This window comes from Rhodococcus sp. PAE-6 (assembly GCF_025290685.1).
Taxonomy (GTDB): domain Bacteria; phylum Actinomycetota; class Actinomycetes; order Mycobacteriales; family Mycobacteriaceae; genus Rhodococcus; species Rhodococcus pyridinivorans.
This window is the reverse complement of sequence record NZ_JAOCLZ010000004.1, coordinates 261,352-287,339: the sequence shown is the minus strand read 5'-3', so window position 1 is coordinate 287,339 and position 25,988 is coordinate 261,352. Positions and strand designations below refer to the sequence as shown.

Annotated in this window: 24 protein-coding genes; 15 read left to right on the top strand and 9 right to left on the bottom strand. The window is 66.7% G+C overall.

Annotated features, from left to right (window positions below):
• Positions 1–174 precede the first annotated feature (174 nt).
• The 3 genes from trxB to NVV99_RS12010 all read left to right on the top strand — a co-directional run bounded on the left by trxB (position 175) and on the right by NVV99_RS12010 (position 2,829).
• Positions 175–1,140, top strand: coding sequence for a thioredoxin-disulfide reductase (gene trxB / locus NVV99_RS12020; RefSeq protein ID WP_006550899.1), 966 nt, complete (start codon positions 175–177; stop codon positions 1,138–1,140).
• Between the two features lie 46 nt (positions 1,141–1,186).
• A complete protein-coding gene (gene trxA / locus NVV99_RS12015) occupies positions 1,187–1,516 on the top strand; it encodes a thioredoxin (protein WP_006550900.1) in 330 nt (109 codons plus the stop codon).
• A gap of 134 nt (positions 1,517–1,650) precedes the next feature.
• Entirely contained in the window at positions 1,651–2,829 is a 1,179-nt protein-coding gene (locus NVV99_RS12010; RefSeq protein WP_024102537.1) for an N-acetylmuramoyl-L-alanine amidase, read from the top strand.
• A 75-nt stretch (positions 2,830–2,904) separates the two neighbouring features.
• Here the strand turns inward: NVV99_RS12010 and NVV99_RS12005 are convergent, their stop codons facing one another.
• The 9 genes from NVV99_RS12005 to rpmH all read right to left on the bottom strand — a co-directional run bounded on the left by NVV99_RS12005 (position 2,905) and on the right by rpmH (position 9,846).
• Entirely contained in the window at positions 2,905–3,594 is a 690-nt protein-coding gene (locus NVV99_RS12005; protein ID WP_024102538.1) for a hypothetical protein, read from the bottom strand.
• Positions 3,595–3,652: 58 nt separating this feature from the next.
• On the bottom strand, positions 3,653–4,885 hold the full coding sequence (locus NVV99_RS12000; RefSeq protein ID WP_024102539.1) for a ParB/RepB/Spo0J family partition protein: 1,233 nt from the start codon (positions 4,883–4,885) through the stop codon (positions 3,653–3,655).
• A complete protein-coding gene (locus NVV99_RS11995) occupies positions 4,882–5,853 on the bottom strand; it encodes a ParA family protein (RefSeq protein WP_006550904.1) in 972 nt (323 codons plus the stop codon). Before NVV99_RS11995 ends, NVV99_RS12000 begins: the two co-directional genes overlap by 4 nt.
• Positions 5,854–6,476: 623 nt before the next feature.
• Positions 6,477–7,157: a 16S rRNA (guanine(527)-N(7))-methyltransferase RsmG gene (rsmG, locus tag NVV99_RS11990; RefSeq protein ID WP_024102540.1), complete on the bottom strand. Its 681-nt coding sequence runs from the start codon at positions 7,155–7,157 to the stop codon at positions 6,477–6,479.
• Between the two features lie 110 nt (positions 7,158–7,267).
• A complete protein-coding gene (locus NVV99_RS11985) occupies positions 7,268–7,813 on the bottom strand; it encodes a R3H domain-containing nucleic acid-binding protein (RefSeq protein WP_006550906.1) in 546 nt (181 codons plus the stop codon).
• Positions 7,814–7,835: 22 nt separating this feature from the next.
• Positions 7,836–8,930, bottom strand: a complete 1,095-nt coding sequence (yidC, locus tag NVV99_RS11980; protein ID WP_006550907.1) for a membrane protein insertase YidC — start codon at positions 8,928–8,930, stop codon at positions 7,836–7,838.
• A 69-nt stretch (positions 8,931–8,999) separates the two neighbouring features.
• Positions 9,000–9,290, bottom strand: a complete 291-nt coding sequence (gene yidD / locus NVV99_RS11975) for a membrane protein insertion efficiency factor YidD (RefSeq protein WP_006550908.1) — start codon at positions 9,288–9,290, stop codon at positions 9,000–9,002.
• On the bottom strand, positions 9,287–9,682 hold the full coding sequence (rnpA, locus tag NVV99_RS11970) for a ribonuclease P protein component (RefSeq protein WP_024102541.1): 396 nt from the start codon (positions 9,680–9,682) through the stop codon (positions 9,287–9,289). Before rnpA ends, yidD begins: the two co-directional genes overlap by 4 nt.
• A 20-nt stretch (positions 9,683–9,702) precedes the next feature.
• Positions 9,703–9,846: a 50S ribosomal protein L34 gene (gene rpmH, locus NVV99_RS11965; protein WP_006550910.1), complete on the bottom strand. Its 144-nt coding sequence runs from the start codon at positions 9,844–9,846 to the stop codon at positions 9,703–9,705.
• 587 nt (positions 9,847–10,433) lie between these two features.
• Between rpmH and dnaA the strand changes: the two genes are divergently transcribed.
• The 12 genes from dnaA (at position 10,434) to NVV99_RS11905 (ending at position 25,985) form a co-directional block, all read left to right on the top strand.
• Positions 10,434–12,209: a chromosomal replication initiator protein DnaA gene (gene dnaA / locus NVV99_RS11960; RefSeq protein ID WP_260782885.1), complete on the top strand. Its 1,776-nt coding sequence runs from the start codon at positions 10,434–10,436 to the stop codon at positions 12,207–12,209.
• 502 nt (positions 12,210–12,711) lie between these two features.
• Entirely contained in the window at positions 12,712–13,896 is a 1,185-nt protein-coding gene (gene dnaN / locus NVV99_RS11955; RefSeq protein ID WP_024102543.1) for a DNA polymerase III subunit beta, read from the top strand.
• A gap of 22 nt (positions 13,897–13,918) precedes the next feature.
• Positions 13,919–15,151: a DNA replication/repair protein RecF gene (gene recF, locus NVV99_RS11950; RefSeq protein WP_024102544.1), complete on the top strand. Its 1,233-nt coding sequence runs from the start codon at positions 13,919–13,921 to the stop codon at positions 15,149–15,151.
• Positions 15,148–15,720, top strand: coding sequence for a DUF721 family protein (locus NVV99_RS11945; protein ID WP_260782884.1), 573 nt, complete (start codon positions 15,148–15,150; stop codon positions 15,718–15,720). The genes recF and NVV99_RS11945 overlap by 4 nt, the downstream gene beginning before the upstream one ends.
• Before the next feature lie 215 nt (positions 15,721–15,935).
• A complete protein-coding gene (gene gyrB / locus NVV99_RS11940) occupies positions 15,936–17,972 on the top strand; it encodes a DNA topoisomerase (ATP-hydrolyzing) subunit B (protein WP_024102545.1) in 2,037 nt (678 codons plus the stop codon).
• A gap of 349 nt (positions 17,973–18,321) precedes the next feature.
• The gene (locus NVV99_RS11935; protein WP_024102546.1) at positions 18,322–21,852 is read left to right on the top strand and encodes an ATP-binding protein; all 3,531 of its coding nucleotides are present in this window, start codon (positions 18,322–18,324) and stop codon (positions 21,850–21,852) included.
• Positions 21,849–22,265 (top strand): roadblock/LC7 domain-containing protein, encoded by a 417-nt coding sequence (locus tag NVV99_RS11930; protein ID WP_006550917.1) that lies wholly within the window; start codon positions 21,849–21,851, stop codon positions 22,263–22,265. The genes NVV99_RS11935 and NVV99_RS11930 overlap by 4 nt, the downstream gene beginning before the upstream one ends.
• Before the next feature lie 13 nt (positions 22,266–22,278).
• Entirely contained in the window at positions 22,279–22,653 is a 375-nt protein-coding gene (locus NVV99_RS11925) for a DUF742 domain-containing protein (protein WP_006550918.1), read from the top strand.
• Between the two features lie 13 nt (positions 22,654–22,666).
• Positions 22,667–23,221: an ATP/GTP-binding protein gene (locus NVV99_RS11920; RefSeq protein WP_024102547.1), complete on the top strand. Its 555-nt coding sequence runs from the start codon at positions 22,667–22,669 to the stop codon at positions 23,219–23,221.
• Positions 23,221–24,033 (top strand): MHYT domain-containing protein, encoded by an 813-nt coding sequence (locus NVV99_RS11915; protein ID WP_006550920.1) that lies wholly within the window; start codon positions 23,221–23,223, stop codon positions 24,031–24,033. The genes NVV99_RS11920 and NVV99_RS11915 overlap by 1 nt, the downstream gene beginning before the upstream one ends.
• Before the next feature lie 173 nt (positions 24,034–24,206).
• Complete coding sequence (locus NVV99_RS11910; protein WP_006550921.1) at positions 24,207–25,019, top strand: MHYT domain-containing protein; 813 nt, start codon at positions 24,207–24,209, stop codon at positions 25,017–25,019.
• Between the two features lie 201 nt (positions 25,020–25,220).
• Complete coding sequence (locus tag NVV99_RS11905) at positions 25,221–25,985, top strand: MHYT domain-containing protein (RefSeq protein WP_242411667.1); 765 nt, start codon at positions 25,221–25,223, stop codon at positions 25,983–25,985.
• Positions 25,986–25,988: the final 3 nt, after the last annotated feature.

Below are 25,988 nucleotides of genomic sequence, written 5' to 3'. Positions count from 1 at the left end.
GGCCGGTCGGGCCACCGGCCGGTCCGTACAGGGCGTCTGTGGCGGGACGCACGGCGGAAGGGGAACAACACCGTTTACCCTGGTGTTGACAGTATCTGTAGGCTGCCGTCCGGTTCCGGCCGGATCGCCCGCAGTCCTCGCGCCCCCGTTCACCCAACCGGAAGGCTCCGCCGCATGACGACCTCGCCCACGATTCACGACCTCATCATCGTCGGTTCGGGACCGGCCGGATACACCGCCGCCATCTACGCGGCCCGCGCCGAACTCACCCCGCTCGTCTTCGAGGGAACGCAGTTCGGTGGCGAGCTCATGACCACCACCGAGGTCGAGAACTTCCCGGGCTTCAAGGACGGGATCATGGGCCCGGAGCTCATGGACCAGATGCGCGAGCAGGCACTGCGTTTCGGCGCCGATCTGCGCACCGAGGACGTCGACGAGATGGACCTCACGGGCCCGGTCAAGACGGTCGTCGCCAATGGCGAGACCTACCGCAGCCACGCCGTCATCCTCGCGATGGGCGCCGAGCCGCGTTACCTCGGTGTGCCCGGGGAGTCGCAGCTGCTCGGCCGCGGCGTTTCCGCCTGCGCGACCTGCGACGGCTTCTTCTTCCGCGACCAGGACATCGCCGTCGTCGGCGGTGGCGACTCCGCGATGGAGGAAGCGACCTTCCTGACGCGCTTCGCGCGCAGCGTCACCCTCATCCACCGCCGCGAGGAGTTCCGCGCCTCGAAGATCATGCTCGAGCGCGCCCGCGCCAACGAGAAGATCCGCTTCGTCACCAACGCGAAGGTCGCCGAGGTGCAGGGCGAGAACAGCGTCACCAACCTCGTCCTCGAGGACACCGTCACCGGCGAGCGCAGCGACCTGCCGGTCACCGGCTTGTTCGTCGCCGTCGGCCACGACCCGCGCAGCTCGCTCGTCAAGGGTCAAGTCGACCTCGACGACGAGGGCTACGTGAAGGTCTCGGCGCCGTCCACCGCGACCTCCGTGCCGGGTGTCTTCGCCGCGGGCGACCTCGTCGACCACACCTACCGCCAGGCGATCACCGCCGCCGGCACCGGATGCTCGGCGTCCATCGACGCGGAGCGGTGGCTCGTCGCGAACCGCGAGGTCGAGGCGCCGACGCTCGCCGAGGCCTGATCCACCACCCCGTTCCACATTCCACCCCGAGATTCAGGAGACATCCGTGGCCGACAAGAACACCGTCACCATCACCGACTCGTCGTTCGTCGAGGACGTACTGCAGTCCGAGAAGCCCGTCCTCGTCGACTTCTGGGCCACCTGGTGCGGTCCGTGCAAGATGGTCGCTCCGGTTCTCGAGGAGATCGCGGCCGAACACGGCGACAAGCTGACCGTCGCCAAGCTCGACATCGACGCCAATCCGTCGGCCGCACGCGACTACCAGGTCATGTCGATTCCCACGATGATCCTCTTCTCCGGTGGCAAGCCGACGAAGACGATCGTGGGGGCCAAGGGCAAGGCGGCGTTGCTTCGGGATCTCGCGGACGTCCTGTAGTACCGTCCCAGGATCAACCTCTCGGATGTGCCCGTGAGCCCGTCTTCACGGGCACATCCTTCATCCCACTCCGTTCGATGCTGCCCAGCCCTCACGCCGGGCACCGATCCTGTCAGCACGGAAAGGCCCGATACATGCGCCCTCTTCGTCACGGCGACCACGGTCCGGCGGTCGCCGAGATCCGGAGCACCTTGGCCGGCCTGGGCTTCCTGCACAACGAGCCCGAGGAGTCGGGCGACTGGATGGGATCGGACGTCCCCTTCGATCGTGAACTCGACGGAGCCGTGCGCGCGTTCCAGCAGCAGCGCGGTCTGCTAGTCGACGGGACCGTAGGCCCCGCGACCTACCGTTCCTTGAAGGAAGCGTCGTACAAGCTCGGTGCGCGCACCCTGATGTATCAGCTCTCCGCTCCGCTCTACGGCGACGACGTCGCGGCCCTGCAGACCCGTCTGCAGGATCTCGGCTTCTACGTCGACCGCGTGGACGGCTACTTCGGTCCGAAGACCCACGAGGGTCTGTGCTCCTTCCAGCGCGAGATCGGACTCGCCTCCGACGGCATCTGCGGTGCCGAGACACTGCGCTCGCTCGAACTGCTCGGCACGCGCGTGTCGGGCGGGTCGCCCCACGCGATCTCCGAGGAGGAGATCGTGCGCCGCTCCGGTCCGCAGCTCAGCGGCAAGCGCATCGTCATCGACCCGGGTCTCGGCGGCAACACCCACGGCATCATCGTGCCGAGCCCCCACGGCCCGATCTCCGAGGCCGACATCCTGTGGGATCTCGCGCGTCGGCTCGAGGGCCGGATGGCGGCGACGGGCATGGAGACCTTCCTGTCGCGGCCGTACCACGTGAATCCGACCGACGTCGAACGCGCGGGCACGTCCAACGCGTTCGGTGCCGACCTCATGATCTCGCTGCGGTGCGACGCGAGCCACAGCCCCGCCGCGAACGGCATCGCGAGCTTCCACTACGGCAACTCGCACGGGTCCGAGTCGATGATCGGACAGGTGCTCTCCGGTTACATCCAGCGCGAGATCGTCGCCCGCACGAGCCTGCAGGACTGCCGCAGCCACGGCCGCACCTGGGATCTGCTGCGCCTGACGAACATGCCGACGGTGCAGATCGATCTCGGTTACCTCACCAACGAGCAGGACGCCGCGCTGCTCGCCGATCCGCGCAGCCGCGACATCATCGCCGAGGCGATCCTCATCGCGGTGAAGCGGCTGTACCTGCTCGGCCAGGACGACCAGCCGACCGGCACGTACACCTTCGCCGAGTTGCTTGCCGAAGAGTTGTCCATCTCCGACAGTCGCTAGCAGGCCCGTAGACGAGAAAAGGACCGCCCCGCAGAGTCTGCGGGGCGGTCCTTCTTCGTCGGTGTCCGGTGTACGTCAGTGGGCGCCGACGGCCGAACCTGCGGTCAGATCCGCAACGGTGAGAGAGGACTCCTCGAGGAGCCGATCGAGGGCGGCCTCCACGGCGAACTTCCACTCGTGGTCGCGGTCGAGCTCGAGACGCAGCCGCGGGTAGCGGTAGTGCGGGGCGACGACCTCGAAGCCCATGTCCTCGAGGAAGTCTGCGTCGATCATGCACTCCGTGTCGGAGCACCCGAGTGTGGCCGTCGCGTGCGGCACATCGCTCGCTTCTACGTCGGCGGTACGTCGGATCCCGAAGGCCTCGATGGCACGGACGTTACGACGGACGAGATCGGCGACGACACCGCGGATGAGGTCGGCTCCGACATCCGGCTCGTCCGCGTGCGGTTCGGTCCGCATGGATGTCAGCAGGATCGCGTCGGCGCTGACGGGCGCGGTAGGGAAGGCCTGCGCGCGGGGAACCATGCCCGGCGGAGCGTAGAGCGCGCACCCGGCGGCCTTGTCGCCGATCGTCGCGATCTGGCCGCACGACCCCCATTCGAGAAGGACCATGGACAGCCATGCTTCCTTCTCGAATTCGGGGTCGGCGAATTGCTGAACGTCGGGCGATGAGGTGGGATCCAGCTCCCAGAAAACGCACCGTCGCGCATGAGCAGGCAACTGCTCGATCCCACTCAACGTGAGCGGTGATACTCGGGTCGACACGGGATAGCTCGCCTCCACGTCTTTCGTCTACAGACTGTTGTCTTGCTCCGACGAGGAGTCAAGAAAGGTCGGTCTGAGACTCCATCATCTTCACGATGCGTTCGAGGTCGTCGACCGAACCGAACTCCACCACGATCTTGCCCTTGCGCTTGCCGAGGCTCACGGTCACGCGCGTGTCGAAGGAGTTCGACAGGCGCTCCGCGACGTCCTGCAGCCCCGGCATCTGGATGGGCTTCCGACGCTTCTGCTGCGGAGCGTCGGGGGTCTCGTTGCGGTTGGCGAGCACGACGGCTTCTTCCGTCGCCCGCACGGACAGGCCCTCGGCGACGATGCGTGCGGCGAGTGCCTCCTGAGCGTCGGCACCGGCCTCGAGCGCCAACAAGGCACGCGCGTGCCCGGCCGACAGCACTCCGGCCGCCACGCGTCGTTGCACCGCGACCGGCAATTTGAGCAGCCGGATCATGTTCGTGATGACCGGCCGCGACCGTCCGAGCCGACTCGCGAGTTCCTCGTGGGTGACCTCGAACTCCTCGAGCAACTGCTGATAGGCCGCGGCCTCTTCGAGGGGGTTGAGCTGCACCCGGTGGATGTTCTCGAGCAGCGCGTCGCGCAACAGCGATTCGTCCTCGGTGTCGCGGACGATCGCGGGGATCGTGCCGAGGCCTGCCTCCTGGACGGCACGCCACCGACGCTCACCCATCACGAGCTGGAATCGGTCGCCTTCGAGACGGCGGACCACGACCGGCTGCATGAGCCCGAACTCGCGGACGGAGTGGACGAGCTCGGCGAGCGCTTCCTCGTCGAAGACCTGCCGCGGCTGCTTCGGGTTGGGCTCGATCCGGTCGATCGGGATCTCGAGGTACACCGCTCCGGTGGGGGAGGGGAGGGGTTCGCTTTCGGATGCCGCTCCGGACGCCCGTGCCGCGTCGTCCTCGACAGGCTCCGCCGGGGACGCGGGCGCCGGCGTCCTGCCGTCGCCGATGATGAGATCGGCGGCTGCCATGCCCAGACCCGAGGACGGGAGGTTCAGGACCGACGAGCCGGGGCGACGCGACGCAGCCGACTTGGACTGTCCGCCCGAAGCAGGCTTCGACGGTTCACCCGCGGCCGGTGCGGACTTGGCCGGCGCAGGAACGGCCGGAGCCGCGGTATTGGTGGGAGCGGTGGCCGTGGGGGCGGCGGCAGTGGAACTCGGGGCGGCCGTGGGCTTCTGCTCTGCATCCACCGGGGGACCGGTGGGGATGAGCGCTGCCAGACCTCGACCGAGCCCGCCTTTACGTGTCGCGCTCATCCGTTCCCCTGATTCTCGTGTACCCCGCGTGCCGCCAACTCGCGCCCGGCGTCGAGGTAGCTCATCGCGCCGCGCGATCCAGGATCGTAGTCGAGAACGGTCATCCCGTAACCGGGAGCTTCGGAAACCTTCACGCTGCGGGGAATGACCGAACGCAGCACCGCGCTGCCGAAGTGCGCACGCACCTCTGCGGCGACCTGATCGGCCAGCTTGGTGCGACCGTCGTACATCGTCAGGAGGACGGTGGAGACGTGCAGTTCGGGGTTGAGGTGCGACTGGACGAGCTCGATGTTGCGCAGGAGCTGCCCGACACCTTCGAGTGCGTAGTACTCGCATTGGATGGGTATGAGAACTTCCTTCGCCGCGACGAGCGCGTTGACCGTGAGCAGACCGAGCGACGGCGGGCAGTCGATGATCACGTAGTCGAACTCGCGGTCGCCTAGCGCCTCCTTGGTGAGGGCGTTCCGGAGGCGGTTCTCGCGCGCGACCATCGAGACGAGTTCGATCTCGGCACCGGCGAGATCGATCGTGGCGGGGATACAGAAGAGGCGTTCGTTGTGCGGGCTCTGCTGCACGGCCTCGGCGGCATTGATCTCGCCGAGGAGGATCTCGTAGCTCGAGGGCACACCGGAATAGTGCGGCACGCCCAGGGCGGTGCTCGCGTTGCCCTGCGGATCGAGGTCGACTACGAGGACCGACAATCCTTGCACGGCGAGCGCGGAAGCGATGTTCACCGCCGTGGTGGTCTTACCGACCCCGCCCTTCTGATTGGCGATCGTGAAGACGCGACGCTCGCGCGGCTTGGGCAGTGCGTTGGCGTCGCTCGGATGCAGGACCTGGGTGGCGCGATGAGCAGCCGCGCCGATCGGGGTGTCGACGGTGGAGAAACCGTCGAAGGGTACGGGGGAGAAGTCGTCCTCGGCGCCTCCGGTTTCACGTGAAACAGCGGATTCAGATCCACCCGTCATAGAACACTCCTTACACGTAGATCCGCTCGGTTCGCACGCTACATCCTCGTCGCTTCCCGGTCGCGACTTCGAAGACCGGGTCGAGGCGCCGAAGGGAGAATGCGAGTCCCGGGCCCGGAGCTGTCCCCGGCCTTCCGACCACGCGCACGCATTCTCAGTTGGTTCAGTATCCCATCCGCATTCTAGGTTCCGTCGGCGACATGGCCGGGTGACGTTTCACGTGAAACGGGAAGCGGAGTTGTTTCACGTGAAACAGGCGAAGGAGCGGCTCGTTGTTTCACGTGAAACAATCCCGACCCATACGAGTGGGCTCGAGAACCGCGAACACCCAGACTGAAATGCTCTGGTCCGCAATGCTATTCACATTAGTGAGTTTCAATCGTAGTGCACAGGAAGATAATTCGTTTGATAAACACATTTCAGAGAATCTGAAACATCACAGTGACGAAACGTCATGGGGTGATCGGGTCTGGTGTGACAACGTCCGAAACAACCGTTTTGCACCGGTAATGTACTCGAGTAGATTCCTCGAGTCGGAAAGAATGTCTCGGAAACGGCAACACCCTCCCGACCCGGTAGGGGAGGGGAGGGTGTCGGGGCGATCGTCGTGCCAGGCGATTCGCTCAGCGCTTCTTGCGACGCCGCGCCGGCCGCGGAATCCGCTCGGCCTTCACGACGATCGTGGGTGTCGGAAGGAGATTGCCTCCGCACTCGAGCACCTCGAGATTGCCGGCACCGAGGCGAGCGAGTTCGTCGTGATCGCGGTCGATCTCTTCTCGAGCGGACGAACCCTTCAACGCCAGCATCCGGCCTCCCTCGTGGACAAGGGGGAGCGACCACTTGGCGAGCTTGGCGAGAGGTGCGACGGCACGGGAAGTCACGACGTCTGCGCCGCCCACCTCCTGGAGGACGCTCGGCTGCTCAGCACGGCCACGGACCACGAGAATGTTCTCGATCCCGTGGGATTCGACGAACTCCGCCAGATAGACGGTGCGGCGCAGAAGCGGCTCGACGAGCGTGACCTGGAGGTCGGGACGGGCAAGTGCGAGAGGAATACCCGGCAGACCGGCACCGCTGCCCACGTCGACGACTGTCTCACCCTCCTGGATGAGTTCGCCCACCACGGCGCAGTTGAGAATGTGTCGTTCCCACAGGCGCGGCACCTCACGCGGCCCGATGAGCCCCCGCTCGACACCTGCCGTCGACAACGAATGGTGGTACCGCTCGGCAAGTTCGGTCCGATCCCCGAAGACCCGCTGCGCGACCGCCGACAGTTCCGCCTCGTGCTGTTCCACGTGAAACATCCTTTCCTGTCGGCTCACCCGAAACAACATCGGGACCCACAGCATCAGTTACGAAAAGGCGAAGAGGGACCCTGACGACGCAGAGTCCCTCTTCGGTCGGCACGGCCGACTCAATCCTTGACGATCACCACACGGCGGTGCGGTTCCGCACCCTCGCTCTCGCTGGACACACCGTCGATCTTCGCGACGGCGTCGTGCACGATCTTGCGCTCGAACGGCGTCATCGGCTCGAGCTCTTCGCGCTTGCTGGTCTCGAGCACGCGCTTCGCGGCCGACGCGCCGAGCGAGGAGAGCTCGGCACGCTTGCCTGCACGCCACCCGGCGATGTCGAGCATGAGCTTGCTGCGCTCGCCGGTCGCCTGCTGCACGGCGAGACGGGTGAGCTCCTGCAGAGCGTCGAGAACCTCACCGTTGCGACCCACCAGCTTGGTCAGATCCTTACCGCCGTCGATGCTCACGACCGCGCGGTCGCCCTCGACGTCGAGGTCGATGTCACCGTCGAAATCGAGAACGTCGAGCAACTGCTCCAGGTAGTCGCCGGCGATCTCGCCTTCTTCGATGAGGTAGTCGTCATCGAGATCGGCGTCCGCCGCAGTGTCGCGCTCCTCGGGTGCCACCGCGAGGTCCTCTTCCACCTTGTCCAGGTCACTGGCCATATTCAGCTCTCTTCTACTTCGGTCAGCGCCGCTTGCGCTTGGAGTTCTTGGGTCGGCTACCCGGCTTGGGAGCGGACGCACCGGACTTCGAAGCCGCAGGGGAGCCGTCGCCGGCCGCGGCGTCCTTCTGCAGCGACACCTCGCCGGTCTCGTCGACCGTGGCATCGACGGCGTCGGACGCTGCGGCCGAGCCCTTCTTCTTGGACTTGTCGGGGCGAGCACCCGGCTTCGGTGCGTTCTCGTTCCGGCGGGCCAGAGCCGCAGCCTTCTTCTCCTCTTCCTCCTTGTCGATACGGCGGAAGACGAGGTGCTGCTGTCCGTAGGTCCAGATGTTGTTGCTGACCCAGTAGATGATGACGGCGATCGGCAGGAACGGACCACCGACGAGCACACCGAGTGGGAAGACGTACAGGGCCAGCTTGTTCATGATCGCGGCCTGCGGGTTCGCGGCGGCCTGCGCGCTCTGGCGGGAGACCGAGGCACGAGCGTTGAAGTGCGTGGCGACGCCGGCGACGATCATGAGCGGCACCGCGACGGCGGCAATTTGCCAGCGCGTCGGAATGCCGCCGAAAGGCTCGAACGCCTCGAGCGACGCCATCGGCTGCGTGATCCACGACGAAATCGGAGCACCGAACAGGCGGGCGCTCAGGAACGACTGGACGTCCTCCGGGCTGAACGCATAGTTGCCGATCTGCGCGTTCTCCTCCGGAGTCAGCCCGAGCTGGCCGAAGCCGGTACCCGTGCGGTTGAACGAGCGCAGCACGTGGAACAAGCCGATGAAGACCGGGACCTGCAGCAGAACGGGCAGACAGCCCATCAACGGATTGAAGCCGTGCTCCTTCTGGAGCTTCTGCATCTCGAGTGCCTGGCGCTGCCGGTCCTTGGCGTACTTCTTCTGAAGTGCCTTGATCTGCGGCTGCAGCTCCTGCATCTGGCGGGTCGTGCGAACCTGCTTGACGAAGGGCTTGTAGAGAATCGCGCGCAGGGTGAACACGAGGAACACCACCGACAGCGCCCAGGTCCAACCGCTGTCCGGTCCTAGGAACGGGATCGCGGCGAAGACTTTGTGCCAGACCCAGAGGATCCAGGACACGGGATAGTAGATGAAGTCGAGCACGGCTCTATGTACTCCTCTGGTCGTCCATGATCGCCACGAAGAGGCGTCGGTCTCGGGTCTCGGCTCCGGTCAGGTACCCACTGGGGACGACCGATGTTTCCGTTCGGGTACCGGATCCCACCCACCAGGGTGCCAGGGGCCACACTTGAGCAGTCTCACCGATGCCAGGACCGCACCGACGACGACACCCCGCGTGCGCAGCGCCTCCACGGCGTACTCGCTACAAGTCGGGGTGAATCGACAGGTCGGCATCCGTGTGGGCGACACATAGGTGCGATAGAGCTCGATACAGAAGATCAATGCCCGGGCCGGGGCGGACCGCAGGGACCGCCACCACGACCTCCGCTCGGGCTCGGTCATGCGCGAGCACTCCCATGCGAGGCGGAAGCACCGGCGTCGAGCAGTCCGAGGCGGGTGAGACCCGACCGCACCTGCTTGTCGAGCTCACGGGAATCCGCGATGGCAGCGCCGGGTAGTGCGCGCAACACGATGTCGGTCTCGGAGGGCAGAGCCTCGACGAGACCTGCACAGATATGACGAAGCCGGCGTGCGACTCGATGTCGAATCACCGCCGGCCCGACAGCCTTGCTCACGACCAGTCCGAAACGCGGACCGCCGACACTCACCAAGGACTCGGTGCGATCGCGTTCGAGAACGTGAACGACCAGATCCCGCCGCCCCTGACGACGCCCTCGGCGGACGGTATCCGAGAAATCCGAGTGGCGCCGCAGTCGATACGGCTCAGGTAGCACCCCGAGCTCCCGTTAGGGAATCAGGCGGTGAGAGAAGCGCGGCCCTTACGGCGACGCGCCGAAACGATCGCGCGACCCGCACGGGTGCGCATCCGGAGACGGAAGCCGTGAACGCGCGCGCGGCGTCGGTTGTTCGGCTGGAACGTCCGCTTGCCCTTGGCCACGGTCGACACTCCTCGATAATTCTGCGACGGCGCGGCAAGCACCGTCGTCCAACGTGTACGTGAATTCGCAGGATTCGTATTGCTCGACTCGAGCCGGACGAACCCGTCACCTCGGTATGAGTGACTGTTCGAGGCTACTCGGACGCAGGCGCGAAATCAAACCGCGACGAACAGCGCCGATCAACGCGACACGCCGGACCTGTTCGGCGAAAACTACTCGCCGAGAAGATATGTGATCCGGAGCACAGCTCGGGTACGCTTTGGGCCATGTCTTCGACGGCGTATCGCGACTACCTGTGCAGTCCCGCGTCTCGCTCCGTTCGACGACGATGTGCCGGCCGGTGACGGCCTGCTGCCCCGCGCCTCTTCGGGCGTCGTCGCGCAGCTTCTCCGGGCGCGTTCACCGAACACGGAGTCGGACCGCGTCGCACCGTGTGTCACACTGATCCCCGCAGACCGCCCGGGCCCACGAGCCCCGCCGAGCGAATACACACCTCCCATCCACACATCCACCGGGTGATTCTCCCGGTTGTCCACACCTGTGGATAATCGTGTGGAAAACCGGTGACCAAAGGGAGGGAAGCTGCGTGAGCGACGAGCCGAACGCGCTGGCCGATGTGTGGACGGACGTCGTATCCGAGCTGACCATCGACGACGGAATGCTGACGAAGAGCCAGAAGGCATGGCTCGCGCTGGTAAAACCGATCACGCTCGCACAGGGATTCGCGCTGCTCTCGGTGCCGTCCACCCTCGCCCAGCAATCGATCGAACGCGATCTGCGCGAACCCATCCTCCGCACCCTCAACCGGCACCTCGGTCACCGGGTCGAGGGTCTCGGTGTGCGTGTCGAACCGCGGGAACGCATGGACGACCCCGCCGAGGATCCCTACGCCGAACCCCGCGACACGCTGCCCCTCGAGGGTCTGCCGGAAGATGCACAGCCTGTGAATCCGCGCACGGCAGAGCCCCGCAGCCGTGACCCGCGCACGGCAGAGCCCCGCAGCCGTGACCCGCGCACGGCAGAGCCCCGCAGCCGTGATCTGCGTCGCGACCCTCCGATGCCCCGGGATGTCGCCGGCGCGCGGGACGGGGCTGTGGCCAGGGACGGCGTCGGGCCGAGGGACGGGGGATTCACCCGGGACGGCATGCTTCCCGGTGAGGGTGCGGCCTATCGGCGACGCCTGATCTCCTCGCGCGAGCACGACATGCTCGAGGCCGACCACGGCGAACTCGAGGAGGTCGACGACGACCGGGAGGCGATGACCGCCGTCCGCGAGTCGTGGCCGTCCTATTTCACCCAGCCCCCGCCGCCCGAGACGCCGCCCATCGGCAGCAGCAGCCTCAACGCGAAGTACACCTTCGACACCTTCGTGATCGGTGCGTCGAACCGGTTCGCGCACGCCGCGGCGGTGGCCATCGCCGAGGCACCGGCGCGCGCCTACAACCCCCTGTTCATCTGGGGCGCCTCGGGCCTGGGGAAGACCCATCTGCTGCACGCCGCCGGCCACTATGCACAGCGCCTCTTCCCGGGCATGCGGGTGAAGTACGTCTCCACCGAGGAGTTCACGAACGACTTCATCAACAGCCTCCGCGACGACCGCAAGGTCGCGTTCAAGCGGCGCTACCGCGAGACCGACATCCTCCTCGTCGACGACATCCAGTTCATCGAGGGCAAGGAAGGCATCCAGGAGGAGTTCTTCCACACTTTCAACACCCTCCACAACGCCAACAAGCAGATCGTCGTCTCGTCCGACCGGCCGCCCAAGCAGCTCGCGACGCTCGAGGAACGACTGCGGACCCGGTTCGAGTGGGGCCTGATCACCGACGTCCAGCCGCCGGAACTCGAGACGCGCATCGCGATCCTGTCGAAGAAGGCGCGCATGGACGGTCTGAACGTGCCGCACGACGTGCTCGAGCTGATCGCGAGCCGGATCGAACGCAATATCCGCGAACTCGAGGGTGCCCTGATCCGTGTGACGGCCTTCGCGTCGCTCAACAGGCAGCCGCTCGATCTCACCCTCGCCGAGGTCGTGCTGCGGGATCTGATGCCGGATTCCTCGGCTCTCGAGATCAATGCCGCCACGATCATGGCTGTGACCGCGGAGTACTTCGGGACGTCGATAGACGACCTGTGCGGCCCCGGAAAGGCACGGCCGCTGGCGCAGGCCCGCCAGATCGCGATGTATCTGTGCCGCGAGCTCACCGACCTGTCGCTGCCGAAGATCGGGCAGACCTTCGGTCGCGACCACACCACAGTCATGTACGCGGACAAGAAGATTCGCAAGGAGATGACCGAGCGTCGCAAGGTCTACGACCAGGTGCAGGAGCTCACCGCGCGTATCAAACAGCGGTCCAAGCGCTGATTCCTCGAGCCTCGAGTTTCCATCCACAGGGAGCGTCCACAGGGCGCTCCCTGTCCCGTATCTCGAGAAATTTCCGGTCCCCACACCTGTGGACAAGGGTGTGCAGAACGTGGGATCTTTGTGGACGAACGGTGGACAAAGAATGAACAGTCTCGAGGAATCCACATTCATCCTCGAGAACTCCTCGAGTTCATCCTCGAGTTCGACGCCCTCGAGAACGTTGCCCCACCAGCCTAGACGGTCGTTCGTCCACAGATTCCACAGGCCCTATTACTACTTCTGTGAGTTCTCTTCAGAAATCTTCTTTCAAAACAGGTGTGTGGAGAGCGTCGGTCCACAGGCCCTCGAGTGAGGCTCACGCCTCGAGCCTCCCGGCTTTCCAAGCAGCGAGGGAAGGCATAACGTGGACCCGCATCCCCCGGCTCCGCTCTCATCGGTGTCGGGGTTCTGTGACAGACTTCGTAGACTTGTCGAGACCACGATCGAAGGGATCCACCGGGCGATGGAGCTGGGAAGTATGAAGTTTCGTGTGCCTCGCGAGGACTTCGCTGATTCCGTTGCATGGGTTGCCCGAAGCCTTCCGTCGCGACCCCCCGTTCCCGTCCTGGGCGGTGTCCTGCTCGGAGCGGACGAACGCGGGCTGACGGTCTCGGGCTTCGATTACGAGGTATCCGCGCAGGTCCACGTCTCGGCCGAGGTCATCACCCCCGGTCAGGTGCTGGTGTCCGGCAAGCTGCTCGCCGACATCACCCGCGCGTTGCCCCACAAGCCTGTGGATGTCGTGCTCGACGGCACCCGTGTGCTCATCACGTGCGGTAGCGCCAAGTTCTCGCTCCCCACCATGCCTGTGGAGGACTACCCGCAGCTGCCCGCGCTCCCGCAGCAGACCGGTGCACTCTCCGGCGATCTGTTCGCCGAGGCCATCAGCCAGGTCGCCGTCGCCGCCGGCAAGGACGACACGCTTCCCATGCTCACGGGCATCCGAGTGGAGATCGAGGGCACCGACATGGTGCTCGCTGCCACCGACCGTTTCCGTCTCGCAGTGCGCAAGCTCGAGTGGATGCCCACCGCGGAGTCCACCAGCTCGGCCGTGCTCGTGCCCGCAAAGACCCTCTCCGAGGCCGCGAAAACTGTTGGCGGGTCGTCCAACTCCCCGGTCCAGCTCGCGCTCGGCAGCGGGTCGTCGGTGGGCGCCGAGGGCCTGCTCGGCATCGTCGCCGAAGGTCGCCGCACCACCACGCGCCTGCTCGACGCCGAATTCCCCAAGTTCCGCCAGTTGCTCCCCAACGAGCACACCGCGATGGCGACCGTCGAAATCGCACCGTTGGTCGACGCGATCAAGCGTGTCGCGCTGGTCGCCGAGCGCGGTGCGCAGGTCCGACTCGAGTTCACCGAGGGCAGCGTGATGCTGTCCGCCGGTGGCGACGACGCCGGCCGCGCCGAGGAATCGCATCCCGCGGAGTTCTTCGGTGAGCCGCTGATCATCGCGTTCAACCCCGGCTACCTGCTCGACGGTCTGACGTCGCTGCACACCGACAAGGTCTCATTCGGGTTCACCACTTCGAGTCGTCCGGCCGTGCTGCGGCCGGCGCTCGACGAGGAGCCCGTGCCGGATTCCTCGGGTACGTTCGCCGCTCCGGACAGCGATTACACCTATCTTCTGATGCCGGTGCGCCTGCCGGGCTGACCGGCCCCGAGACTGGACCCCCGTGTACGTTCGCACCTTCTCGCTGCGCGACTTCCGTTCGTGGAGAACGGTTTCCGTCGACCTCACTCCGGGGGCGACGGTCTTCGTCGGGCGCAACGGACACGGGAAGACCAATCTGCTCGAGGCCCTCGGATATCTGTCGACGCTGTCGTCGCACCGGGTGTCCTCCGACGGCCCGCTGCTGCGGGCCGGCACGTCGCGGGCGTTCGCCGGGGCGCTGGTCGTCAACAACGGTCGTGAGCTCGGTATCGACATCGAGATCAACGAGGGCAAGCAGAACCGGGCGCGGATCAATCAGTCGCCCGCCCGGCGTCCTCGAGAGATCCTCGGCATCCTCCGCACGGTGCTCTTCGCCCCGGAGGATCTGTCGCTCGTTCGCGGCGACCCGGGCGATCGCCGGCGGTTCCTCGACGAACTGCTCAGCACGCGTTTTCCGCGGATGAGCGGGGTTCGGGCCGACTACGACAAGGTGCTGCGCCAGCGATCCGCCCTGCTCAAGACCGCGGGGGGAGCACTGCGGCGAGGGGGTCGCTCGAGCGACGGGGCGGGCGCTCTGGCGACCCTCGACGTGTGGGACGGTCATCTCGCGGCCCACGGAGCCGAGCTGCTCGCCGCGCGCATCGCGTTGCTGCACGAACTGGCCCCGCACGTGTCCGAGGCGTACCGGTCGATCGCACCCGAGTCGCGTCCGGCGAGCCTGCGTTATCGCAGCAGCCTGGCCGACGCGCTGCCGCCGGAGTTCTCCGACCCGGCCCGCACGCCCGCGCCCGACGACCGGGAGTTTCTCGAGACCGTCTTCCTCCACCGCCTCGCGGAGGTGCGGTCGAAGGAGATCGAACGCGGCGTCTGCCTCGTCGGACCCCACCGCGACGATCTCGACCTGACGCTCGGTGCCGAACCCGCGAAAGGCTATGCGAGCCACGGCGAATCGTGGTCGTTCGCGCTCGCACTGCGGCTCGGGGCATTCGCCCTGCTCCGCACCGACGGCACCGATCCCGTTCTCATGCTCGACGACGTCTTCGCCGAACTCGACCGACGGCGCCGCTCCGCCCTCGCCGAGGTCGCCGCGACGGCCGAACAGGTGCTGATCACGGCGGCCGTGCCGGAGGACGTGCCGGCCGAACTGAACGGCGCCCGATACCCCGTGCATGCCGAGGACACCGAAGAAGGTCGTATCTCTGTGCTGGGATCGGTGCAACGGGAGACGGACCCGCTCACCGGGGAGGTCGGATGAACGACGAACAAGCAGGTCCCGAACGCGGTGCCGGGCCGGAGCGCAGCGCGGACGAGCCGGAGCCGAAGGGCATCGATCTGGCCCGCCGCGCGCTCGAGGAGGCTCGAGCTGCCGCCAAGGCGAGCGGTAAGGCCGTCGGCCAGGGACGCGCGTCGCGCGGGCCGCTGCGCCCGAAGCGCCGACGTCGTGGCTGGTCGGGGCCCGGGCCGGACGACCGCGATCCCCAGACCCTCGGTTCGCTCGCGCAGTCGCTGTCCAAACAGCGGGGCTGGTCGGCGCACGCGTCCGAGGGCACCGTCATGGGAAGCTGGGCGCGGGTCGTCGGCGACGACATCGCGAGCCATGCCCAGCCGACCACACTGCGCGACGGGATCCTGCACGTCTCGGCCGAGTCGACCGCCTGGGCGACCCAGCTGCGGATGATGCAATCGCAGATTCTCGCCAAGATCGCCGCGGCCGTGGGGCACGGGGTGGTCAAGGAACTGCGGATCACCGGCCCGACGGCTCCGAGCTGGCGGAAAGGCGAACGCCACATCCGCGGCCGCGGACCGCGCGACACCTACGGGTGATCCCGGGCTCGCTCCCGGCCCGTACGAGGGGCGAAAATCGGAGCGCGTAGGAAATCACGTTGTCCGGGTCGCGAAGAGGCCGCTACGGGGACGTCAGCGGTACGGAACGCCCGCTTTCGTGTCCGCCCCGGCGCAAGGCTCACGGGCACGTAGGATGGACAGGAATGCGTCGCGCGCGTGCGCGGGGCCGATCGGAGAAGGAGAGCTACCCACCCGTGGCTGCCCAGAAGTCGAACAACAACAAGAGTGAGTACGGTGCGTCGTCCATCACCGTCCTCGAGGGTCTCGAGGCGGTGCGCAAGCGCCCCGGTATGTACATCGGTTCCACCGGAGAGCGTGGCCTGCACCACCTGATCTGGGAGGTCGTCGACAACTCCGTCGACGAGGCCATGGCCGGTTACGCGTCGAAGGTGGAGGTCACCCTCCTCGCCGACGGCGGTGTCCAGGTCGTCGACGACGGTCGCGGTATCCCCGTCGGTATGCACGCCTCCGGTGTGCCCACCGTCGAGGTCGTCCTCACCCAGCTCCACGCGGGTGGCAAGTTCGACTCCGATGCCTACGCCGTCTCCGGCGGTCTGCACGGTGTCGGTATCTCCGTGGTGAACGCCCTGTCCACAACCCTCGAGGTCGAGATCGACAACGACGGCTACCACTGGGAGCAGACGTACACCGCCTCGAAGCCGGGCGAGCTCGTCCGCGGTGAGGCCACCAAGCAGACCGGTACCACCGTCCGCTTCTGGCCGGACCCGGAGATCTTCGAGACCACGACGTTCAACTTCGAGACCGTCGCGCGTCGCCTGCAGGAGATGGCGTTCCTCAACAAGGGACTGACCATCACTCTCACCGACGAGCGGGTCGCTCCCGAAGAGGTCACCGACGAGGACGTCCCGGAGACCGCCGAGGCGCCGAAGACCGCCGAGGACCAGGCCGTCGAGGCAACCGAGCCCGAGGTGCACAAGCTCAAGGTCCGCACCTACCACTACCCGGGTGGTCTCGAGGACTACGTGCGCCACATCAACCGCACGAAGTCGCCGATCCACAACTCCGTCGTCGGGTTCACCGCCAAGGGCACCGGCCACGAACTCGAGGTCGCGATGCAGTGGAACTCGGGTTACTCCGAGTCCGTCCACACCTTCGCCAACACCATCAACACCCACGAGGGCGGTACGCACGAGGAAGGCTTCCGTGCGGCGCTGACCACGGTCGTCAACCGCTACGCGAAGGACAAGAAACTCCTCAAGGACAAGGACCCGAACCTCACGGGTGACGACATCCGTGAGGGTCTCGCGGCGATCATCTCCGTCAAGGTCGCTGAGCCGCAGTTCGAGGGCCAGACGAAGACCAAGCTCGGCAACACCGAGGTGAAGTCCTTCGTGCAGAAGGCGTGCAACGAGCACATCTCGCACTGGTTCGAGGCCAACCCGGCCGACGCGAAGACGATCGTCACCAAGGCCGTGTCGTCGGCGCACGCGCGTGTCGCCGCTCGTAAGGCGCGCGAGCTCGTCCGCCGCAAGAGCGCGACCGACATCGGTGGTCTGCCCGGCAAGCTCGCCGACTGCCGGTCGAAGGACCCGAGCAAGTGTGAGATCTACATCGTGGAGGGCGACTCCGCGGGTGGCTCCGCCAAGTCGGGTCGCGACTCGATGTACCAGGCGATCCTTCCGCTGCGCGGCAAGATCATCAACGTCGAGAAGGCCCGGATCGACAAGGTCCTCAAGAACGCCGAGGTCCAGTCGATCATCACGGCGTTCGGTACCGGCATCCACGAGGAATTCGACATCTCGAAGCTGCGGTACCACAAGATCGTCCTGATGGCCGACGCCGACGTCGACGGTCAGCACATCGCGACGCTGCTGCTCACGCTGCTCTTCCGCTTCATGCGGCCGCTGGTCGAGGAAGGCCACGTCTTCCTGGCGCAGCCGCCGCTGTACAAGCTCAAGTGGCAGCGCAGCGAGCCGGAGTTCGCGTACTCCGACCGCGAGCGCGACGCCCTGCTCGAGGCGGGTCTGAAGGCCGGCAAGAGGATCAACAAGGACGACGGCATCCAGCGCTACAAGGGCCTCGGTGAAATGAACGCCAAAGAGCTGTGGGAGACCACCATGGATCCGAGCGTCCGCGTCCTGCGTCAGGTGACCCTTGACGACGCCGCTGCCGCCGACGAGCTGTTCAGCGTTCTGATGGGTGAGGACGTCGCGGCACGACGGAGCTTCATCACCCGTAACGCGAAGGATGTCCGCTTCCTCGACGTCTGATCACGGCCGGCAGCGCCGGAGAACTGCATGCGAATCCCCGCTGTGTCGTACATCATGGCGGGGATTCGCATGTCGTGCGCCCGGAAGTGGGCAGGGCCGTTAGCCTTCTTCGTTACTCGTGAGTACACTTCTATCGGCCATCTGTACGTGTGGCTGCCGACGAGGGGGCTGGGGCAGCGCGGGGTACGGGAAGAACTCACTCTTCCGTATCCGCTGTATGTCCCGATATGGTGCCCTCACCCGAAACGTCTCGTTCGACTGCACTCGATCGAAAACGCGCTCAACGGAGTGCAGTGCCGACTGGTGTTCGTCGCCCGGCGCGGACGGGGTGGAAGGAGAGCTGTGATCCATGAGTGACAAGTCGCCGCCCCAGCAGCGGTGGTGGAACATCGAGGGGTGGGGTCTTCGCAGGAAGGTCACCGCCGTTCTCGCTGTCCCCGTGACTGTGGCAATGGTCCTCGGTGGTCTTCGGGTCGAGAACGAGCTCAGCAACGCCGTCCACTTCTCGTCCGCAGCCGATCAGGTCGCAGCCGTGCCGGACATCGTGGATTTCTCGACGGCGTTCGCCACCGCCACCGCGGATGCCGCGGTCGGAACGGCGACCCCCGAGGAAATGGCGGCTCTCGGTGACGCTTTCGGCATGATCGCCGCGATCACGGAGAACCCCGAGCTCGATCCCGCCGTGACCGCCGACCTCAGCCGCACCGCCGCCACGGCCCAGTCGCTCTACACGAAGATTCAGGCGGGTCCGGTGCCGATCGAGGAGATCGGTGCCGTCACCAACGAGGTGCGCGACAGCCTCAACCGTGTCGTCGAGGCCATCCTCGGCGAGGTCGACGATCGCGAGATCATCGGCTACGGCGACCAGCTGATCAACGCGTGGTACTCGCAGCGCTACCTCTTCGGTCAGGTTCTCGGTCTGCTCCAGCTGATGGACGACCCGACCCAGCCGGGCACCGCGCTGGTGTCCGCCTCCGGCGCCGAGCTCGCGATGCTCGACCTGCTCGCCCGCTCCTACCTGATGGCCGATCAGCAGATCGCCGAACTGCGGGCCGGCGTCCAGGAACGTGCCGACATGGTCGACGCGGCCGGTTCCGGTCCGCTCCCGATCCTCGACATCCGCGCGTCGCTGCTCGACAGTGTCGACATCTACGGCACCATCATCGACGAAGCGTCGTCGCAGGTCAGCACCACGATTCAGGACCGCGCCGCGGAAACCCGCTCGGCCGCTCTCCGCGACACCGCGATCGTGCTCGCAGCCCTGCTCGCAGCCCTCGTGCTCGCATTGCTCGTGTCCCGCTCACTGGTCGGCCCGATCCGCCGCCTGCGTTACGGCACGCTGAAGGTCGCGCGGCAGGAGCTGCCCGAGGCCATCGACCGCATCAAGGTCGGCGACAACATCGAGGATATCGAGTTCACCCGAGTCCCGGTGCACACCACCGAGGAGATCGGTCAGCTCGCCCGCGCCGTCGACGACATGCACGGGCAGGCACTGCGTCTCGCCGGCGAGCAGGCACACCTCCGCCTGCAGATCAGCGACATGTTCGAGACACTCGCACGTCGCTCCAAGTCGCTCGTCGAGCAGCAGCTCGGCCTCATCGAACGACTCGAGTACGAGGAGAAGGATCCGGCCCGACTCGAGAGCCTGTTCCGCCTCGACCACCTCGCCGCGCGTATGCGCCGGAACGGCGACAACCTGCTGATTCTCTCCGGTACCCGCACGCGCCGCGGTCACTCCGCGCCCGTGCAGCTCGGCGACATCCTGCGCGCCGCGATGTCGGAGGTCGAAGACTACCAGCGCGTGCAGATCGGTTCGACTCCCGACGGTGCCCTCAGCGGCGCGGTCGCGACCGACATCGTGCATCTGCTCGCCGAGCTGGTCGACAACTCGCTGCGCGCGTCGCCGCCCGACAGCAACGTCACCTTCAGCTTCGCGCGAGCCGTCGACGGTGGCCTGCTCGTCGAGATCGCCGACCGCGGTATCGGTATCCCGGCCGACGAACTCGAGTCCATCAACCAGCGTCTCGCCAAGGGCGGCGAGGTCGGTCCCGACACCGCACGCCACATGGGTCTGTTCGTGGTCTCGCGACTGGCCGAGCGGCACGGTCTCACCGTGCGCCTGCGCCCGACCTTCGACACCGCGCGCAACCCGGGTATCACCGCGAGCGTCCACATCCCGGACGTCCTGCTGGTCTCCCCGTTGGCGTTGTCGCACACCGGTCCCCAGCCGCGCATCGAGATCGAAGCGGAGGAGTACTCGGCACCGCAGGCGCTCTCGGCGCCCGTCGCCCCGCAGGGTCTGCCCGCGGCCGACGACCGGCACGAGTACGCGTCCTCGCAGTCGCTCGACTCCGCCGACGATGTCCGTGCGGACGAGTCCGACGATGCCTACGGCAACGGCTACGCGAACAACGGTTACGCCGCCGATGTCGACGAGAGCGCTTCCGCCGCATGGGATGCGGAGCCGTCCTACGACGACGAGCGACGCGACGAGCCGCAGCGCGACAATCAGGCACCGCCGGCATCCCGCGAGTTCGGCCCGTCGGGTCTTCCGCAGCGTCGCCCGGGTGGAACTCCGGGTCTGCCCACGCGTCAGCCGGGCGAGACGCCTGGTCTCCCGACTCCACCCCGGTCGCCGCAGCCGCGCCGGATCGAGCCGGACGCCGCAGCAGCCTTCGCGTCGTCGCTGCCTCCGCGCGGTCCTCGTCGCGGGCCGGACGAGACCAACGGTCACCCGCTCGACGGCCGCAACGGCGACGGCCGCAACGGTGCCGGGCCACGACCCGACGCCGATCGGTCTCGCCGGGAAGGGCTTTCGGGTCTTCCGCAGCGTCGTCCCGGTGCCACACCGGGCCTGTCGCCGACGGACTCCCAGCAGTCGCAGTCGCAGTCGCAGTCCTTGCCGGTCCGTGAGCCCCAGCAGGGTTCGGCGCATCGTGCACCCGCCCCGCAGCAGCGACCCGCGTCCCCCGGTCTTCCGCAGCGTCGGCCGGGCACGACTCCCGGCCTGCCGGGACGGGCTTCCGGATCGTCCCCGTCCGTCCCGCAGAACCGGCCGCAGCAACAGCCGTCGGCGGGACCGCTCGCAGGTGGCGACGCCGCGGGTCGCTCGGACACACCGAACCGTCCCGACCTGCCACAGCGCGCCCCCGCGCCGGACGCACAGCGCGCCCCCGCGCCGGACGCACAGCGCGCCCCCGAGCAGGATGCGGACCGTCGGCAGCAGGAACCCTCGACGGGTTTCCCGCAGCGTCGTCCGGGAAGCACGCCCGGTCTGCCGCGTCGTCAGCCGGGCAGCACGCCGGGGCTTCCGCAGCAACCCGCTGCGTCGACCAACGCTTCCGAACCCGATTCGGCCGCAGCGGTCTCCGGCCCGAGCATCGCCGACGGTGGCTCCGTCTCGCCGCACAGCGACGCGCAGCAGGCGGCCCGCCATCGCTACCGGACCAACTCGGCGAAGACCGCATCGTTCTTCCAGCCGCGGTCCGACCTCGCGTCGGCCCGTCCGCAGCCGGCGAACACCCCGATCTTCACCACGATGATGTCGGACTGGCTCGTCGACCCGACGAGCCTTCCGGAGGATCGCAGGAAGCGGGAGTGGCGCTCCGCGGCGGACGCGGGTTGGGAAGCCGCACAGCGTGCTACCGAGTCCCCCGTGGAGGAGCACACCACCGCGGGTCTTCCGCGGCGCGCTCCCGGCGAGCGTCTGGTGCCGGGTGCTGTTCGGGCACCGGCAACGGGTGAGCTGCCGAGGACCATTCGACGTCGAGACCCGGAAGCCATCCGGGCCAACTTGAGCCGCCATCAGCAGGGTGTCCGCAACGGACGCGCCTCGGCGAATTCCAGCAATCGCGAGAACGACGAACAGGGAGTTCGATGAATATTGATCATGGATCCGACGCAGCTCGTCCATTGGACTGGTTGGTTTCCAACTTCGCGCGCGAAGTCCCGGGTGTCTCGCATGCCGTGCTCGTGTCCGCCGACGGTCTGCTCATGGCCGCCAGCGCCCACCTCCCGGTGGATCGTGCCGAGCAGCTCGCTGCGGTGACCTCGGGCCTGGCCAGCCTGTCCAACGGTGTGTCGCAGCTGTTCGACGGTGGGGGTGTGCTGCAGTCCGTCGTGGAGATGCAGCACGGCTACTTGCTGCTGATGAGCGTCGGCGACGGCTCGCACCTGGCGGCTCTGACCGCCTCCGAGTGCGACATCGGACAGGTCGGTTACGAGATGGCGCTCTTGGTCGATCGAGTGGGTGCTTCGGTCGAAGCCACCCCGCGGGTCGGTCTAGGGTCCTGACGTCGAGGTGGCCATGGAATCGCGGAAGCCGGAGTCCGTGCCGGATCAGCCCAGTCTGGTCCGGCCCTACTCCCTGACTTCGGGACGTACGAGTCCTGCGGTCGAACTGGCGTTGGAGGCGCTCATCCAGGCCATTCCGGGAACCGACGATCGGTCCCGGGATCTGGACAACATCAATGCCACGATCCTGGAGCTGTGCAAGGAATCACCGTCCGTCGCGGAGATCGCCGCGCGCGTGGGGGTGCCGATCGGCGTGGCACGCGTGCTCGTCGCCGATCTCGTCGAAGCCGGACACGTACAGATCCTGGCCACGCTGAAAGACGATTCGAGCGACGCGGAGCGTCGTGAGCTGATTGAAAGGGTCCTCAGTGGACTTCGCGAACTCTAACGCCACGAAGCGCGTGACCTCGACCAAGATCGTGATCGCCGGAGGCTTCGGCGTCGGTAAGACGACTCTGGTCGGGACGGTGTCGGAAATCGTGCCGCTTCGTACCGAGGCGCTCGTGACGAACGCCAGCGACGGCGTCGACAACCTCTCTGCGACACCGCAGAAGGCGACCACCACGGTCGCCATGGACTTCGGTCGTATCAGTCTGGCCGACGACCTCGTCCTCTACCTGTTCGGCACGCCCGGACAGCACCGCTTCTGGTTCATGTGGGACGACCTGATCCGCGGCGCCATCGGGGCGATTGTGCTGATCGATACGCGTCGCCTGGATGAGAGCTTCGCCGCCGTCGACTTCTTCGAGGCGCGCAATCTCCCGTTCATCGTCGCCATCAACGAATTCGACGATGCTCCCCGGTACCCGCTCGAGGACATCCGTCAGGCGATGGCGATCTCGGCGGATGTGCCGATCGTGTCGATCGATGCGCGAGCACGTGAGTCGGCGAAGCAGGCCCTGGTCACCGTCACCGAATACGCTCTGCGGAAGCTGCACCAGCCGGTGACCCAGTAATGGGGGAGGGCCTCGAACTCTTCACGATGGGCTCGTGGGTCACGGTCCTTGCCTATCTGACCTCGGCGATCGGGGTGTTCATCGGGGTCACCGGTGCTCGACGGGTCCGTACCACCTCCAGCGACCGATTGCGTTCGTACTGGATGATTCTCGCTGCCCTGGTGAGCGGTGGCGTCGGTGTCTGGCTCGCTATGTTCCTTCCGATGGCGGGCTTCAACGTCGAGGACAGTGTGGTGCGGTTCGACACCGTCACCATCGTGTTCTCGATGCTCGTCGCGCTGGTGTCGGTGTACGTGGCGCTGCTCGTCGCGATCCCGGACAACGCTCCCGCCACCCTCGCCCGGACGGTCACGGGTGCTCTCGTGCTGGGCGCCGGCCTTGCGGGCGCGCCGTTCTCGGTCCTCGCAGCGGTGCGGATCCAGGGATCGCTGACCTTCGATCCGCTCTGGGTCGCCGCAGCGGTGGGGCTGGCGATCGCGACGGCCGTGGGCTTCCTGGCCCAGGTGAAGACGGCGGACACGTGGCCCAAGCGCCTGCTGAGCAGTGCGTTGGCCGGCGTCGCCGTGATCGCGGTGCACTTCCTCGCCGCCGCGTCGGTCCGTGTGGAGATCGACCCCGCCGTGGTGGTTTCCGGTGGGATCGAGGTCTTCTCCATTCTCTTCCCGCTCTTCGTCGTAGGCCTGTTGCTGCTGGCCGTTCCGATCGTCCTGGTGCTCCAGGCCCCGGATCGTCTTGCGGCGGAACTGGAAGAGGAATCCGAGCGGTGGGCGGCCGACGGCCCGGTAGATCCCGTCGACGGTCGGACCTTCTGAATATCGTCCGAACATGTTGTAAGTCAACATATCTGGTTGAAATCCCGGAAGTGGAGTAGTCTTCTGTGCAGCGTCGGGGGTCGCTGTCGGTCTACTCGGCACGACACGGATCGATGTGCCGTGCGTGCCGCTTCCTGGGGGGCAACATGTCGCACGAGGTTCACCATTTTTCCATGGGCGGTTGGCTTTTCGCACTCGCCTACATCACGTCCGCAGTGGGGTGCTATGCCGGTCTGTCCTGCGCGCGCAAGGCTGCGAACGCATGGACGTCGGTCGCCCGGACCCGATGGACACTCATGGCAGCCCTGTCCATCGGGGGCGTCGGAATCTGGTTGATGCACTTCATCGGGATGATGGGCTTCGACGTACCCGGTTCCGCGATCCGTTACGACCTCGGACTGACGCTGCTGTCGGTCGCGCTCGCCGTGACGGCCACGCTGGTCGGATTGCGGATCCTCGACACCGACGTGCAGTGGATCCGTGGGTTGCCGTCGGATGTCCGGCTTCTCGTCGGCGGCGTGATCATGGGCTTCGCGGTCGCCGGCATGCACTACAGCGGCATGGCCGCGGTGCGGATCCAGGGCGAACTCGAGCAGGGACGGTCGTACGTCGCGGCGTCCGTCGCGATCGGTGTCGTCGCGTCGATCGTCGCGTTGTGGCTGTCGCGGGTCGCGGAACGGCCGGCTGTGCGGATCCCGGCCGCCGCCGTCATGGGATGCGCCGTGGTGGCACTGCACTACACGGGCATGGCCGGGATCGCGGTGACCGTCGATCCGTCCGCTCCGAATCCGGAGGGGATGACCATCATGACCCTGCTGTTCCCTGGATTCATCATCGGTGTCGCGCTGCTCGCGGTGCCGGTCGTAGCTCTGATGGCATCGGCGAGCACACAGGACCTCGAGCAGGAGCGGGAGATGGCGATCTGGCTCGGTGGGGACGGCCCCGAGACGGTCTCCCGTCCTTACGGGCGACATGTGAAACGGTGATGTGATGTGAACACCCACAGCGCGATAAGCTCGCTTACGCTGCTGAAAGTCGGGGTGCAGCCCGCATCGGGTAGGTCGTGGCGCGTGCCCTCCGAGCGCGGTGGTGACAGCGCGCCGCTGTGAGGACCTCACGTGTCGCACGACGTACACCACTTCTCCATGGGGATGTGAGTTTTCCTCCTCTCCTACGCCACCGCTGTGATGGGTTCCTTCGTCGGATTGTCCTGTGTCCGGCGGTCGCTCGAAGAGCCGCGGCGCAGCGGTAACTGGTGGCTCCTCATGGCGTCGTTGTCCATCGGCGGCGTGGGCATCTGGCTCATGCATTTCATCGGCATGATGGGCTTCTCCGTGCCGGGTAGGACCATCCGATACGAACTGGCACCGACGGTCTTCTCTGTCGTGCTCGCCGTCGTCGCGACCCTCCTGGGTCTGCGGATCGCCGACGTGCACGACGTCAGCAAGCACCGCATTCCCGAATCGGTGCGGTTGCTCATCGGCGGTCTGCTCATGGGCGCCGCCGTCAGCATGATGCACTACAGCGGCATGTACGCCATCCGCATCCGGGGCGCGATCGAACACGAGACGGGGTACGTGATCGCCTCGGTGATCATCGGTGTCGTCGCCTCCACGGCCGCGCTCGCACTGGCCCGCCGCACGCGTCGTCTCGAGATCCGCGTCGTCGCGGCCTTCGTCATGGGATGCGCGGTCGTGGCGCTGCACTACACCGGCATGGCCGGCGTGCGGGTCACCCTCGATCCGAGCCTGCCCGCGCCCGAAGGCATGACCGTGATGTCGCTGCTGTTCCCTGCGTTCGTCCTCGGCATCATCGTCCTGGCCGTGCCGATCACCGCGCTGCTGCTCGCCTCCGACCCGGAGGACGCCGTGCGCGACGCCCGGCTCGGGCAGTGGGCGTCGGAGGCGGAACGGCAGGTGGACCGCGACCCGGTCACCGGATCCCACATGTGAGAA